This is a genomic window from Actinomadura sp. NPDC047616 (assembly GCF_040642915.1).
GTDB classification, from domain to species: Bacteria; Actinomycetota; Actinomycetes; order Streptosporangiales; family Streptosporangiaceae; genus Spirillospora; species Spirillospora miaoliensis.
Genome location: NZ_JBEYTB010000002.1, coordinates 49,080 through 64,940, shown reverse-complemented (window position 1 = coordinate 64,940; position 15,861 = coordinate 49,080). Strand labels below are relative to the sequence as shown.

The window sequence follows — 15,861 nt, the reverse complement described above, 5'->3', positions numbered from 1 at the left end:
GGCGATGCCCTCGGCCCCCAGTGCGGCCAGTGCGAAGCGTTCCGGCTGGTCAGCTTGCGGGGGCCGACGGCGTGCCGGGTTCGATGGGCACGCCGTCGTGCCATGTGCATGCGGCGCGCCGCTCAGGGAGCGGAGTGCTTGTGGACCTGGGCGACGAACCATTCGAGGGTCGCGACGACCACGTCCCATGCGGCCGGGTCGGTGAGCACGGCGATGGGGAAGTTCGGGTAGAGGCCCAGCTTGGATTCGGGGATCTCGACACCAGGTGCCTCGTTGAGGCGTTGGCGCAGCTCGTCGCGTAGGGCGGGATCGTCGAACGGCGGGCGCCGCCTCAACGCGGTGAACGGGATTTCCACCGAGTCGGGATAAATGTTCAGCATCCAGTAGTCCGTGCCGCCGTGCCGGAGGTAGGGCGAGCACCGGGCCGTCGTGGAAGTGCCGAACCAGAAGGTGTTGAACTTGGCGCGCCACAGGTCGATCAGCTCGGAGACGGCGCGGGCGACATCTGGACCGCTGCGGTCCCCGACCTGACGGTGGAAGCGGTGTTCGTGCTCGGACAGCTTGCTCAGGTCGATGTCGGCCGGTTCGGCGTCCTGCATGTCCTCGGCGCCGGGCAGCTTCAGTTCCTGCGCCAGCTCGCGGGCCGTCAGACGCCGGGCCTTGTCGGCCCGGCCGTCGTCATCGAAGACCACGCCTTCCTCGGTGAGCAGCTCTCGTGCGTCGCGGTCGTCCAGGTGGCGGAACTCCGGCGGCGGCGTTCCCTCGGCGGACAGCACGCGGTGAGCGTTGCGCAGCGGTACCGAGGACAGGTGGACCGCGACGGGGATCGGCGCCGAGCCGATCACTTCGGACAGCGCCGCCACCGTGGTCCACGTGCCCGTGGGGATGGCGGCGAGTGCGTCGTGCAGAGGCGTCCAGTCACGCTGGGGAGGCTCGCCGCGCTCCTGCTCGTCCGGGCCCGGCCAGATTGTGACGGCCCGATCGGCCAGATCGTCGGCGCGAGAGAGGATCTGGGTCCTGCGCCAGTGCGGCTGTTCCACGATGGCGTGGGTCATCGCGATGCCGGTCTGGCCGAGACGCTTGCGCTTGTCGGAGTACGGCATGTCACCGAGTTCGGAGTTGTACGCGGTGAGCGTCAGGTTGCCCAGGGTGTGCACGAGCTCGTCGTGGACCGTGACCGGATCGTCGCCGTCGGCGCCGAGTTCGGCGCGCCAGGCGTCGGTGAGGTGCTGCGGCATGACGTGCTCGATGGTGATCTTCTTCGAGCTGAGCCAGCCCGGCTCGTTCTGCTTGAAGGTCTCGGCGAGTCGCCGCAGCACGAGCTTGCGCTGCACGGCCCGGCCCTGCCAGTAGAACGCGCCCGTGCGGATGGCCGCCCGCAGTTGCTCGTCCGTGGGCCAGTACAGCCGCGCCGGGGACAGGGCCGAGCGCACCGTCTCGTCCACTGGCTCGTCCGGTGACAGCCGCCCGGTCAGCCGTTGGAAGATCCGGTTGAGGTTCTTGGTGGAAACACTGGCGATCATGCGGCGGACCAGGAAGCTTTCGATGTAGGTGAGAGCCCGCGCCACCTCGTCGTCGGACGCTTCGCCGTCCTCGCGAAGCTCCAGCAGTCGCATGATCGTCGGATAGGCGGTCTGGGCCTGCCATTCGTGAAGGAAGGCCAGCGCGCCGCGGATCCGCTCGTCGGGCTCGTCCTTCGGGTCCAGGATCAGCTCCAGGTGCCGGGCGCGGCGTGCCAGATCGGCGACGTACTCCTCGACCTTCTTCTCGTCGCCGCCGGTTTCGTCCAGCAATTGTTGGTGACCTCGGTAGACGTCGGAGTAGGTGGCGTCCTCGCCGCGGTTCAGCACCAGAACCAGATACATCAGCGTTTCGAGGGCCTTGTTGCCGTGCTTGGCGCGAAGCCCCTCTTGCAGCGGCGTCCAGTGGTGCCGGTAGACCTCCTCGCCGCGGTTCGGCAGGCACATGAACACGTAGTTGCGGATGAGGTCCACCGGGCTGAGCGGCATACCGGTGTTGTTGAGGGACTCGAAGATGCGGAAGGCGTTGTCGTCCTTTTCCACGACGACCTGCACCAGCGCCAGCCGGTCCAGCACGACGCTCTCAAGCCGTTCGACGTCATGGGGGTCGGCGGGGTCCTCCGTGGCGCTCAGTCTGCTGCGGAAGAACTGGTAGGCGTCCCCGATCGCACCCTTGACCTGTCCGTGGTGAGTGCCGTCCACACAGGCCATCAGGGCGGGACGGTCCACCTGGGTGGGCAGCAGTCGGTACCGCAGGTCGCCCTGCTTGAACTTGTTGATCAGATGCAGTTCGTTGATACGGGCGAAGTGGACCGGGTCCTCGGCGGCGAGGTGGTCGCGGATCGCGCACAGAGCCAGCATGAGCGTGGTCAGCCGCTGCTGGCCGTCGACGACGATCCACTGCGACGTCGTGGGGGACAGGTTCGGGCTGGGGGCGAGTACGACCGATCCCAGGAAATGCGTGGTCGATCCACCTGCGGCCAGCGCGCCGGCCTGGTTCACCACATCCGTCCAGAGCCTGTCGAGCTGCTCGAAACCCCACGAGTAGGTTCTCTGGTAGAGGGGGATGACGAACTGCTGTTCCCCTCTGATGAGCTCGCGGAGCGTCGTCTCGCCGGCCTTCATCCGGACACCTTTCTGGTACGGGCGGCACTGGATGCCGCATGCCGTTCTGCTACGAGCGGGGAGACGATGGTCCTGACATTCTGGGGCATGGGGCAACACCTTGCGGGCTGGTCGATGGATTGCCCCGACATCACCGGTTTCGGGGCGGCTGTCAGGTGCACTTCGCAGGCGTGCCCGCGCGGGGGGGGCTGGATGGTTGCCGCCACCGACCGTGGGCTGTGGGGCCGGAGTCCCGGCAATGTCGAGATCGTGAGGAGGGGCAAAGGCGAGCGCGGGCCGCCGAGACGTCGCGTCCTCTCCCGCGACGACGACCGGCGTTAGCAGAAGCGATCCGCAGTGACGTGCGCGTGCCTTCACGATCTCGGCCGCATCAGCGCATGGGCGGACTCAAAGGCCGTCTGTATCGCGACAATCCCAGTAGTCTCAGTGATGTTCTGTGCGGCCCGCATCAATCTGGTGTTGCGGGCAGGCCGAAATTAATTTCGTCTGGCCGGAACGGCAAAAGGCCATGACCTGCCAGTGCGCGCCTCTTGATGAAACGGAATTTCGCGGTCACGGTTGAGTCGGTGGCCGAACGGATTCTGGAGCGCTTATGGCTGAGTTGCCTCGGCGGAGACCGCACCGAAGTCAGCGGCGAACGGCCCCCTCGGGGGACACCGTCGCCGCGGCCGTGGCCGAATTCGGACACCTGGTCGCCGAGAAGAGCGGCCTGGGCGGCTCGGCCGAGGATCAGCTACGAGGCCCTCTCGAGAACCTGCTGCGACGGCTGGGAGACATGATCGGCCTGCAGGCCGTGCCATATGGCGAGGTCGCCCTCAAAGACTTGCGCGCCAGGCCGGATTTCGCGGTCGACGTGGGCCGTGTGCGCGTCGGATACATCGAACTGAAGGCTCCGCACAAGAAGCTCCCGCTGCAACCGGGCTGGAAACCCACGGCGCGCGAACGAAAGCAATGGGAGAAACTGACGGCCCTGCCCAACCTCATCTACACCAATGGTCTCATCTGGTGTCGCTACACCTATGGTGATCCGGCCGGACCGGTCGTGCGCCTGGAAGGCAGTCTGCACGACAGGCGGAAGCCGCTCACGGTATCCGGTGACGACTTCACCCGGCTCATCGAGGATTTTCTTCTGTGGGTGCCCAAGCAGCCCAGAAGCCTGCCCGAACTGATCAAAGTCGTGGCGGGCCTGTGCGACCTGCTGAACGAGGAGGTGTATTCGGTCCTCACCGGGCGACCGGAGCACGCAGCCCATGAGCATCTCATCCTTCTCGCCGACGACTGGCGCGACCTGCTGTTCCCGGGCTTGGACAACCGAGGCTTCGCGGACGCCTTCGCCCAGACGGTCACCTTCGCCATGCTCCTCGCCCGCGTCGACGGAATCAGTTTCGACGGTGCGTCCGTCCAGGAGATCGCACGGTTGCTGACCAAGAAGCACGTCCTCATGGGGCGTGCCTTCGCGGTGCTCGTCGACGGGTCCGCCGCCGAGGAGCTCCGTACCATAGAGACCCTGCGCAGAGTCATTGGCGCGGTGGACTGGGTAGGACTGAACGACAACCAGAGCGATGCCTACGCCGAACTCTATGAGCGCTTCCTGGCCGTCTATGACCCGCACCTCAGAAAGACGACCGGCTCCTATTACACTCCCACCCGGCTCGCGCGCTTCCTGGTCGATTTCGTCGACCGGCTGCTCCGCAGCCATCTCGATCGACCACGAGGTTTCTCCGACGACGTGATCACCATGGACCCGGCGATGGGAACCGGCTCCTTCCTGGTCGAGGTGATCCGTCGGGTCTCCGCGGAGACCGATTCCCTGCTCGGCGACGGTGCCCGTCGCGACTACCTTCAGGATCTGATCGATCGTCGGCTCATCGGATTCGAGATCCAGGTGGCTCCGTACGCGGTCGCCGAACTGCGCATCCACCAGGCGCTGAAGCACCACTTCGGGATCGAGGTCCCCGCCAGGGAGCTGCGCTTCCTCACCGACGCGCTGGCGGACCCGAAGCAGCGGCAGGAACGGCTGGGCGCCCCCTACCGGATCATCGAGCAGTCGAGAGAGGAGGCCAACCGCATCAAGCGCGAGGTTCCTGTGATCGCGATGATCGGAAACCCGCCGCACGTCGAGAACGCCAAGGGTAGGGCGCCGTGGATCGAGCGGCGGCGCGGTGGAGCGGTGGGCTGGCAGGCGTTCGCCGAGCGGCCTTCGCTGGACGAGTTCAGATCGCCGGGCGGCGGCAGGTACGAATCCGACCTGCACGGCATGCCCTGGTACTTTTGGCGCTGGGCGGCGTGGAAGGTTTTTGAGGCCGATCCCGACACGTCGGCCGGCGTGGTGGCCTTCATCACCCCGTCGAGCTTCCTCACCGGCAAGGCGTTCGCCGGAATGCGTGAGTACCTGCGCAGAAAGTGCGACTACGGCTGGATCATCGACCTGTCCCCGGAGGGAGACCGCCCGCCGACGCCCACCCGGCTATTCGGCCCAGAGGTGGGCAGGCAACTTTCCGTTGTGGTCTTCGTACGGTGTGCCGACGCCAAGGCGGAACAACCCGCCGACGTCCGTTACCTCGCTCTTGAGGGAACCCGCGACGAGAAGTTCGCCCGTCTGACGTCGGTGACCCCGTCCGATCCCAGTTGGCTGCCGTGTGCCTGTCGCTGGGAGGCCCCGTTCCTGCCGGTCGTGAACGAAGAGTGGGAGGAGATGCCCGCCCTCAGCGACATCATGCCCTGGCGCTCGCGCGGCGTGACGCCCGGCCGTACATGGGTGTACGCACCCACTCCAGAGATACTGCGACGCCGATGGCAGCGATTCGTCAGCGCCGACCGTGAGGAGCAACGCACCCTTTTCCGTGAGTCCCGCGATCGGACCGTCGACAAGGTGGTCGGGCCGCTTCCAGGATTTCCCTCGATGCCTAGACCGCTCTCCCGCGAGCATGGATCCTGCCCGGAACCCGTCCAGGTGTCCTACCGGTCCTTTGACAGACAGTGGCTGATTCCGGACAACCGTCTGCTGGTCATGGCACGTCCCCCGCTCTGGCAGGTCCGCTCGGAGCATCAGATCTACGTGTGCCAGCAGGACGCACATCACGTACAAAGCGGTCCGGCGGTGGTTTTCACCGGCCTCGTTCCCGATCTGCATCATTTCAATGGTCGTGCGGGCGGGGTGCATCCGTTGTGGCGTGATGGAAGAGGAAGTGAACCGAACATCGCGCCGGGCTTTCTGAGTGAACTCGGGCGACGGCTCGGTCGGGACATCTCAGCCGCTGATCTACTGGCATATGTCGCCGCCGTCATCGCCCATCCCGGTTACACTCGGCGGTTTCAGGACGAGTTGAGGATTCCAGGCGTTCGTGTGCCGTTGAGCGCCGATCCGCGACTTTGGCGGAAGAGCTTCGATATCGGCGACGAGCTTGTGTGGCTGCACACCTACGGGTCTCGCCGCCTGAGTCGATGGAAGGAAGAGCGTGGCGACTTCGGGGTGGTAAAAAAGTATGGCGTACGCTGCCTCGCTCCAGTGATCGATCTTCCGGAGCAGCTTCCGGACAGCCTTGAATATGATGAGCTCACGTCTACTCTTCGGATCGGTGGAGGTGAGTTCGGACCAGTGGCGCCGGAAGTCCTGAACGCCGACGTAGGGGGACGCAGGATTGTCTGGCACTGGTTGAACGAACGCATGATCTTGCCGCGCAGCAAGCGGCGTACGTCGGCTTTGGACGAGATCAGAGTGACTTGCTGGAACCGTCGCTTCACCGACGAGTTCCTTGCTTTGCTCTCCGTGCTGACCGGATGCCTTCGGCTCGAACCGTTGCAGCGAGAACTTCTTCAGGAGATATGCAGCGGCCCCTTGATTTCGCTCTCCGAGTTGCATGACTCAGGCGTTCTTCAGGTGACGGACGTGCAGCGCAAAGGCCCTCGACGCGAGCCCGAAGCCGGCGGCGTACTGTTCGCCGTGTGACCTTCTGCATGGATAGGGAGAACGGGCTTACTGGACCGATCACGGTGATGCAGTGGCGAACAATTCGTTGACCGGACGTGTCATGGCCTTGAGCGGAGCGCATCCTGTCCGCCCCGGGGGCTCGATGGGGCACCCCTGTGGGCTCGCGTTGCTCCGCCTCACGACTCCGGCCGGGTTGTCAACTATTTGTCGGTAGATCTTCCAGGAGCTCCGCGACCGCCAAAGTTGGAATCACGGTCTGCCCTGGCGCAGGGCGTGGAGGACCGGTCCATTCCCGGCATCCCGGCCGGTCGCGCCTGTCGACCGCATCCGGGAGCGCAGGCCGTCGGCTGGGTCGCGATCTCGTGACGTCAGGTGCCGACGGTTGGAGTGCAGTGCAATCCAAATCCGAATCGCGGTCTGGGAGGGCCTGTGTCCCAACAGAACGTATGTTGGGCTCCTGTGGAGCGTCGGAATATTGTGGATCGGCCTGAGGGGGGTGGACTCTGGCCCCTTCGGGTTGCCGCTCCACAGCTACCGCCCAGGGTTCGGGACGCTTGGGATTGCCGGATATCTCTCTGCTGGCCCTTCGCTCGCTCTCCAGCCTTAAGCTCGAGGAAATTCGATCGGTACAGGATCTTTTCGAGCGCTGGCTGGATGAGCTTGATCAGGATGAGGAGGGAACGGGGTAGCGGCGCGGCGGGTTCTCGAGGGATCCTTTGCTGCACGGCTGAACCGGATCGCAGACCTGCGCAGCGATCGGCGACAAGCCTTCACTGCGAGCATGCCGATACCCTCTCCTGGCTCCTGGGCGGGCGATCCGGCGAACTGGCACGGCGATGCCGTGCCAGTCTTGCGGCACACCCGTGCACTGGGAATGGCCCTTCCGTAGGCGTTGCGTGGGCGGAATTGGCGCCCGGGGGATGCGGCGGCTTTTGGTGGGTGGCTATGTGGTCTGCCAGGGGGCGGTGGGGGTGGTGGTGTGGCCGTGGATGTGGAGCGACTGGCGGAAGGCGTGTTGTTTCCAGGGGAGGCCGTGGACGAGCATGACCTGGGTTGGTTTTGTCTCGTCGGCTATTTCGAGGAGGCCGTGGCGGTCGGCGTGGGCGGAGAGGCGGATCTGGGTTACGCGGGCGCGTAGGGGGACGGAGCGGGTGCCGTGGCGGGCGGGGAGTTCGTGGTCGGGGGCGCCGTGGCGGGCGTCGTCGAGGAGGCGGCGGCCGCCGGATTCCTCGTCCTGGTAGCCGGAGAGCAGGACGGCGCTGTGCGGGTCGGGGAGGATGCGGGCGGCCCATTCGACGGCGGGGCCGGCGGTGAGCATGCCGGAGGTGGCGATGACCACGCCCTCGGTGAAGCGGTCGAAGGCCGGGGGACGGGGGGCCGGGGCGACGTTGCCGCCGAAGATCGACAGGTCGGTGACGGACTCGAACGTCCTGGTCAGGTCCTTGGCCATGCCGTCGACCAGGACGGGGACGTGCGGCAGCCGGGTGCGCATCAGCAGGGCCAGTTCCTGGGCGCGGCCCAGGGCGAAGGCGGGGATCAGCACGCGGCCGCCGGCCCCGTACACGTCGGTGACCGTGGAGATCAGGTCGGTGACGCGGGTTTCGCGGTCGTCGTGCTTTTCGGCGCAGCAGGTGGATTCCAGGACCAGCAGGTCGGCGCCGCGGGCGCTGTCGGGGAGGCGGTAGCCGTCGACGCTCTCCTGGCGGAAGCCGGAGATGTCGCCGGTGACGACCACGCGGCGGTCGCCGGCGCGGATCACCGCTCCGGCGGCGCCGAGGATGTGGCCCGCGGGGAACAGTTCGACGGTCAGGTCGCCGATGCGGCGGGGGGCGCCGAAAGGCAGTTCTTCCAGGCGGGCGACCGCGTCGTCCACGGCGGTGTGGTCGTAGAGCGGTTGCCAGGAGCCGCCGTAGGAGGTGCGGATGTCGGCGCGCCGCCGCATGACCTTCAGGGAGTCCTGCCACATGACGGGCATGAGGCGGCACGACTCGGGGGTCGCGACGACGCGCAGGCGGGGCAGCCGGGCGGCGAGGGCGGGGACGTAGCCGCAGTGGTCGGCGTGGGCGTGCGTGACCACCACCGCCTCCGGGCGGGACTGGAGCGCCGTGGCGATGTCGCGGGGCGGCTCGGGGGTGTCGCCGGGGCGGATGCCCGCGTCCACCAGCAGACGGGTGTCGCCGGACTCGACGAGCAGGCAGGAGCCGCCGATGTGGTCGTCGCCGCCGAGGGGGGTGACGCGCAGGTCGCGTGAGTGGACGGACGCGGTGGCGCGGGGTGGGGCGATCAGGTTGTGCAGGCTCGTGCGGAGGGTGTCGTCGGCGTCCTGCGGTAGTGCCGTGAGGAGGGCGGCGGCCAGGGAGCGGGGGTCTTTCAGGCGGTTGTGGTGGGCGGTCAGGCGTGCCCGCAGGTCGGTGATCTCCTGCTCGGCGTCGGCGGCGGCCTGCCGGGCGACGGCCAGCTCTGAGCGCAGGCGTGCGGTGTCCTTCTGTTCGTACTCCAGTTTTCGCCGGGTGGACGCGAGCTTTTGCTGCAGCTGGTTCCTGCGCTCGGTGAGCTGGCGGGCGCGGCGTTCGAGGGCGGTCGTGGACAGCGCGGCGAACCGGGTCGCGGCGGTGGCGACGTCCGTGTCCGGATGCAGGAGCAGCCGGGCCGGGTGCTCGTCGGGGAGCAGGGTGCGGGCCTCGGCGCGGAGGGCGGACGACTTGGCGATCAGGCCGAGCAGCCAGGAGCGGCGGTTGCGGAGCAGGTCGGCAGGGGTGCGGTCGGGGCCCTGATAGGTGTCGCGGGCCAGGACGACGGTCGCGGCGGCCGTCAGCGCGGCGTCCAGTGGGAGACCGTTCATGCCTGCTCGCCGCGGGTGGCGCCGGCCAGGACCGGTTCGCAGACCAGTTCGTGTGGGTTGCCGGGAGCGGGGATCAGGGCGCCGAGGATGCGCAGCACCTCGATCACGTCGGCGATGGAGCGGAAGTGGTGGCGGCGCAGCGCGTCGGGTCCCAGCGGGTGGTCCGCCTCCTCGCCGGGGGCGAGCAGGTCGGCCAGGTCGGCGGGGGTGCCGGGTTCGTCGATGTCGACCAGCGCCTGCCAGGCGGCCTGCACGGGCGGCCGGCAGTGCACGCCGGCGGCGGAGACGAGGGCCTGCGGGGTGTCGCGCAGGAGGCGGTGGCACTTGTCCAGGGCGGCGTCGGGGTCGGCGACGGCGCCGCCGTCCAGGACCTTGCTGATGAGCATCGGCCAGCCGCCGGTGGCCGCCAGGAGGTTCTGCTGGCTGTGCGGGGTCTGGAAGGCGTGCGCCTCCTCGCGCATCCACTGCCGGATCGAGGGCGGGTCGAATCGGCGCAGTTCCATCAGTTCGGCGTTCCCGCCCGGGGCGAGGGAGGATTCGCCGCCCGTGCGGGCCGCCAGCCACAAGGGGGCCAGGGCGGGTGGGGCGGTGAAGACGACGCCGAGCGTGCCCTCGTGGGACGAGTGGTGCCGGGTGACGGTCTCGCACGCCTCGCGGATCTGCGCGGCGGCCTGCTCGGCGGTGCGTTCGCGCAGGTCCATCACGATCAGGGTGTGGCCGCGGCGGGTGCGGGCCTTGGCGACCAGGGCGTCGAAGGTGCCGCCCCTCTGGAGCACGTGCACCTTGACGTGGGGGTTGTGGTCCTCTTCGGCGCGCAGCGCGTTGGGGACGTGTTCGAGCCGCAGCGCCGCCGACCCGGCGAGGACGTGGACGAGGTTGGCCCTGCGCAGCAGCCGCGACACCTGGCCGCTGGTGAGCGGTGAACGCTCCCAGCGTTCCGGGCCGCTCGGATAGACCGACCGGTAGGAGTGGACGTCGAAGGAGTCCGGCAGCTCGAACTCCTCGGCCTGGTCCAGGGACTCCTGGACCTGCTCCTCGCCGCCCAGCAGGTCCAGGATGTAGGGGGTGCGCAGCCGGTACCGTCCGTCCTCGGCCAGGAGGATGCCCAGTTCGACGCTCTCGTCCAGCAGGCCCTGGAACTCGTCGCGGGTGCACTGGGCGAATCCCTGGGGCCACCATTGGCGGCACTCGCCGAACAGGTCACCGGCCGGGGCGGTGGCGTCGGCGGCCTCCGTCAGGGCGCGGAACGCCACGACGTAGGCGATGACCTTGTAACGCTGGTCGAGGTTGATGGTCCAGTCGAAGCGTTCGCGGAAGCCCTCGGCCAGCCGGGCGTCCTCGCGGACGGCGTCCACGTCGGCGCGGGTCACCTCGTACGGCAGGGGGTGCTCGTCGGCGGTCTGCCGCTGCAGGTGCTTGAGCAGGGCGTCGGCGAACAGCTGGATCAGCGCGGGCGCGTTGTTGGCCTCGGCGATGACGCGGGCGGCCAGTGTCTCGGGCAGCCGGAAGCCCAGCGTGGCCAGGGGCTTGGTGAGCAGGTCGAAGGCGTCCTGCGGCTGGAGCGGGCCGATGGAGATCGGCTCGCCGAAGTGCGCCAGCGGCTGGTTGGGCAGGCTCTTGAACCGCGCGGTCTGGTGCAGCCCGGCGAACACCACCTTGACCCGCCGGTCGGTCTCGCTCATCAGGTCGCGCAGGGCGCTGACGTTGGCGAAACGGGCGCTGTCGGCGTCGCGGTTGAGGAACTCGTCGGCCTCGTCCAGCAGGATCAGCAGCTGCCGCTGCGGATCGCCGGCCAGCCAGGCGCGGATCGCCTCCCGGATCTCCTCGGCGTCGCCGCCGGTGTGGGCGGGGGACAGCACGCCCACGTCGGCCAGGGGGCGGCGCAGCCTCGCCCAGACCGCGTCCGCCGGGTCGGTGCGGCCCACGGCCGAGATGCTCTTGAAGATCACGATGCGGTTGGGGTCGCGGTCGACCTGGCGGCGGGCGGCGTGCAGCAGCGCCGACTTGCCCAGCTGGCGTCCGCCGTAGACGAACGAGCCGCCCTTGCGGTCGATCACCTGCCGCAACTGCTCCTGCCGCCCGTAGAACATCTCCTCGGGCACGTTGCCGGTGGGGATGAACGGGTTGAAGGACGTGAACGGGGCCAGCACCTCGACGGTGTCGGTCCAGTCGCACTCGGGCAGGCAGGCCAGGTAGCCGATGGCCGCGTCGTCCAGCACGGCCACGGGGTGCGGGCGGCGGCGCGCGGCCCGCACCAGCCGCCGCCGGTCGGCCGCCGACAGCGTCCCGAAGTACCACACCAGGACGGTCTGGTCGGCGGGCTCGCCCTTGAACCACTCGACGATCTCCTGCGGGCGGGGACGCTGCCACACCAGCAGCAGCCGCAGCGTGTCGCCGGACGGGCTCATGCCCGTCCCGAACTGCGGCAGCAGCGCCGGGCCCCGCCAGTGCACCCCGGTCAGCTCGATCCAGGTGCGGGCGCGTTCGGCCGCACCGGGACGGGCCGCGGCCTCCAGGCCGATCATCCGCAGCACCGGCTCGATCGCCGTGAGCAGGTTGCCGGCCGCCTTCGGGCCCTGGGCGACCGTGCGCCACTTGCGCAGGCCCTCCCGGCTCACCCCGGGACGGCGCAGCGCGGTCAGGTCGAGACCGGCGCCGGACAGCAGGCGGCGGAGGCGGTCGTCGTCGAGCCGTCCGCCGTGCTCCATGGCGTCGATGAGCGTGTTGATCGCGGTGCTGACCTGCTCGTTGCGCCGCGACGAGCCCAGCGCCTCGAACGCGTCGGGGAAGGCGGGGAAGAACCGCGCCAGGTGGCCGCGCTCACGCGACGGCTCGGGCAGCTCACGGCCCTGCCGGGCCTGCACCAGCGACTCGCGGGCGGTGGTCAGGTCGCCCCGGTCCAGGTACTCGCGGATCCGGTCGGCCGCGGCGGCGACCGACGGCTCGCCCAGGTGCGCCTCCAGGTCGGCGCGCACGCCGGCGACCTGGCGGGCGGCGATCTCGTCGGCCTCCGCGGCGACGGACTCGGCGACGGCGCGCAGCCGGTCGAAGTCGTCGCGGTCGGGGTCGTTCAGCGGCCGCAGCCGGGTCTGCAGGCGGGTCGCGGCGCTCTCGTCGAGCTGTCCGTCGCGGCGCATCTGGGCGAGCTTGTCGCCGACCTTCTCGCGCAGCTCGCCCATCTCCCTGCGGGCCTGCTCCTTGAGGGTGCCGCGGCGCCGCTCCAGGGCGGCGGCCAGGTCGGCGTCGACGGTGCGCAGCGCCCGGACGATCGCCTCGGTGCCGACGTGGTCGTCGCGCTGGGCGCGCGCGTCGAACGCCGCCGTCCAGTCGGGGGTGCCGCCGTCGCAGAGGGGGAGCAGCTGGGACAGCGCGGGGACGCCGCGCGGCTGGAACGACCCGGGGCGCAGCGCGATACCGGGGGCCAGGAGCAGGTCCTGCCCCGTCACCTGGTCGGGGGTGCGGGGCTCGGCGCCGAGCGGGGCGCCGCTCAGCAGCCGCAGCGTGTCCTCCAGGAGGGAGCCGGCGGTGCGGGCGGCGGCGCCCAGCACCGGGTCGGGGGCGTCCCGCTCCAGTTCGGCCAGCTCCGCCACGCAGTCGTCACGCACCTCGAACGCCTCACCGCGCAGCTGGGCGAGCCGCTGCTGCATCCCCAGGTGCTCCGGCTTGGCGTCGCGGATGACCAGCACCTCGCGCGCCGCACGGCTCCAGTCGTGGACGATGTCGAGGGCCTCGTCGACCAGCTCGCCGAGGCGGCGTCGGGCGGCGGCCTCGATCCGCCGTTTGGACCGGCCGCCCCGCAGGTCGGCCGTGGTGTCGTCGATCAGCCGCTCGACCGCGCCGGCCGCGCGCAGCCGCTCGACGTCGGCGCCGGCCCGCCCGGCGCGGTCCTCGGCGTCGGCGGCGGCGAGGGCCAGCAGCCGCCCGACCTCCCCGTCGTCCTGCAGCAGGTGCTTCCACACCTCGGTGGCGAGCTGGTACTTGATCTTCTTGCGCGGGCCCTCCGCCAGCAGCTGGCGGGCCTGCGCGGAGCGCAGCCGCCGCTGCTCCTCGGCCCGCTGGGTGTCGCGCAGCTCGTTGGACACGCCCGGCACCAGGTAGTCGCCGCGATTGGCGGCGCGCAGGAAGCTGTCACCGAGCGCGGCCAGGCCCCGGTGCGCGGCCACGACCGGGGCGTGCCGCCTGAGCAGCTCCGCGGACTCGGGGCTCGGCCGGACGATGCCCGCCCGGATCGCCGACGCCCAGGCCAGCAGCCGTCCGGCGGAGTCGTCGTCGAGCGCGGCGGCGTCCAGCCCGCGGACCATCTCGACGTACGCCGACGACAGGCGCCCGCCCGAGGCGTTCGTCTCCTGCGCCAACGCGGCCGCCCAGCGGACCCTCGCCTGTGCCTCGGGCGCGCCGCCGGCCAGGCGCACCCAGCCGGCCAGCGCGGGACGCCCCGCCCGGAGCGCGGCGGCCTCGGCCGCCGGCGCCCGGCGCCGCCCGGGGTCGCCGGCGATGGCTTCGGGGGCGGCGTCGGACGGCTCGGAGCCGCCATCCGTGGTTTCGTCGGTTTCGTCTGCGGATGTGATGGGTGCCTGCGGCTGCGTCGTCACGTCCCGCGTGCCGGACGGAGCGGTGACGGCGTCGGCGGAGGCGGCGGACACCCGGGCGGCCGCCGCCCGCTGCTCACCATCGGCGATCAGCAGCGCGTCCAGGTCGTCCGGCGCCTCGGAGGGCGATGCCGCCTCAGCCGATTGGGATGTTGCGGCTGCGTCCTCGGGTGTGGAGACGGCGTCGGGTTCGGATGCGGGGGCCGGGGCTGAGGGAGAAGGCGGTGTGGGCTCAAGCGAGGCTGAGACGGCCTTCTGCGCCGGGCTGGAGGGTGACCGCTCGACGGTGGGGACGTCGTCTTCTGCGCCGGCGCTCCCGGGGACGTCGGCAAGGGTCAGGCGGCCGAGGGCGGCGTAGGTGATGGCCTTGCTCCAGTGACCGGGCAGGTGTTCGTGCGCCTGTCCGGACAGGGCGCCCACCTCGTCGACGTCGACGTCCCCGGCGGCGGCGTCGATGAGCCGGGTCAGCACGGCCAGCCCGGACGGCTCGCCACGCGCGGCGGCCGTGCGGATCTCGGCCAGGACCTCTTCGACCGCCGACGGGCCCGTGACGGTGGTGAGCCTTCCGATGAGGGCGGCGTTGCCCTCGGTCACGGCGCGTTCGTCCAGCGCGGCCCGCATGTCGTGCAGGGTGGGCTCGGACGGGACGGCGGCGTCGCCCGGCAGCGCCGTGCGGAGGCGGTCGAAGGCGAGTGCGGCTTCGGTGAGCCGTCGCAGATCGGTGTCGCCGGGACGGCGCCGCGCCGTCACGGCGTCCCGCACCGCGTCGGCCGCGGAGACGGCCTCGTCGAAGGCCGCCTCGACGTCGTCCAGCAGCCGCCGGGCATCGCCGTCACCGGATGACCGCGGCTGCGACGGGGGCGTCTTCATCGGGGTCTCCATCGGTTCGGGAGGGTGCGAGTGCGGTTTGGCGCGGGCCAGGGGAGGGGTGTCGGGAAGCCGCGGATGCTCCGGAAGGCGGGGCTCGCGGGTGCGCAGGGCCGTCCAGGTGTCGTGCAGCCAGGCGACCGTCTGCTCGTCCAGTTCGTCGGCCATGCCGAGCAGCTGCGTCAGCGCCACGGGGGCCAGCTGGGCGTCGTGCGCGATGACCTCTGCCAGGGCCCAGCGGGTGAGGGACCGTGGCGCGGCCGACTGGACGAGCAGGTTGAAGGTCAGGCAACCGGCCCGCCGGAGCACGTCTTCGTCACCGCCGAGCAGGCCGACGCACTCGTCCGCCGTCAGGCCGTCGCAGTTGCGGTATCCGTGCGTCAGGGGATGGGCGACCCGCGAACGCAGCCGGGAGCTGTGCCGTCCGCCGCGCAGCCGGGCCAGGACCGTGCCGGCCGCCCGTCCGCTGACCTTCCGCAGGTCCGGGAGGCCGACGACGTCAAGGATCGCTCGGCGCAACTCGGCGGGATAGCGCAGGAAGGCCCGGCGCACGTCCTCCGCCTCGACGCGCTGGAGTGCCCGGTGGGCGGCCTGCTCCCCCTCCCGCTCGAGCGCGAGCCGGCCGAGCGGGTAGTCGTGTGATCCCGCTTCGTGATCGGCATTGGAAACGATCAGTGACACCTCTCTTCGGGGGATGCGGGTGCCGTGACGTCGCCGGCCGAAGTCGACACCGGCCTCTGACATTTACCGCGATGGCCGACATGCGCGCTCCCGCCTCAGAAGGGCGACCGGCATCGGCCACACTGACCGACCTGCTTGACGGTCTCCGCTCGACCTCGCCCGGTCACGGAATCGCGGTGTCGCCGAGCCCGCGAACCCGGTCCGTCGGGTCCAGCCGCCGCGTCATGCCGATCTCGACCGTCCCGCTCGCCGAAGGCGCCCCCGTGGAGATGACGTAGACGTCACCGGCGCGGATGCCGCCCCGCC

General features: G+C 70.2%; 4 protein-coding genes. 1 reads left to right on the top strand and 3 read right to left on the bottom strand.

The genetic code is table 11. The features are described from left to right. Positions 1-122: 122 nt before the first annotated feature. Entirely contained in the window at positions 123-2,645 is a 2,523-nt protein-coding gene (locus tag ABZ801_RS04715; RefSeq protein WP_360692845.1) for a DUF262 domain-containing HNH endonuclease family protein, read from the bottom strand. A 670-nt stretch (positions 2,646-3,315) separates the two neighbouring features. Here ABZ801_RS04715 and ABZ801_RS04710 point away from each other — a divergent pair. Beyond that, on the top strand, positions 3,316-6,594 hold the full coding sequence (locus ABZ801_RS04710; RefSeq protein WP_360692842.1) for a type ISP restriction/modification enzyme: 3,279 nt from the start codon (positions 3,316-3,318) through the stop codon (positions 6,592-6,594). A 925-nt stretch (positions 6,595-7,519) separates the two neighbouring features. Here ABZ801_RS04710 and ABZ801_RS04705 read toward each other — a convergent pair. Next, on the bottom strand, positions 7,520-9,418 hold the full coding sequence (locus ABZ801_RS04705) for an MBL fold metallo-hydrolase (RefSeq protein WP_360692839.1): 1,899 nt from the start codon (positions 9,416-9,418) through the stop codon (positions 7,520-7,522). After that, positions 9,415-15,555 carry an ATP-binding protein gene (locus ABZ801_RS04700; RefSeq protein ID WP_360692836.1) on the bottom strand — a complete coding sequence of 2,047 codons (6,141 nt, stop codon included), beginning with the start codon at positions 15,553-15,555 and terminating at the stop codon, positions 9,415-9,417. The genes ABZ801_RS04705 and ABZ801_RS04700 overlap by 4 nt, the downstream gene beginning before the upstream one ends. Positions 15,556-15,861: the final 306 nt, after the last annotated feature.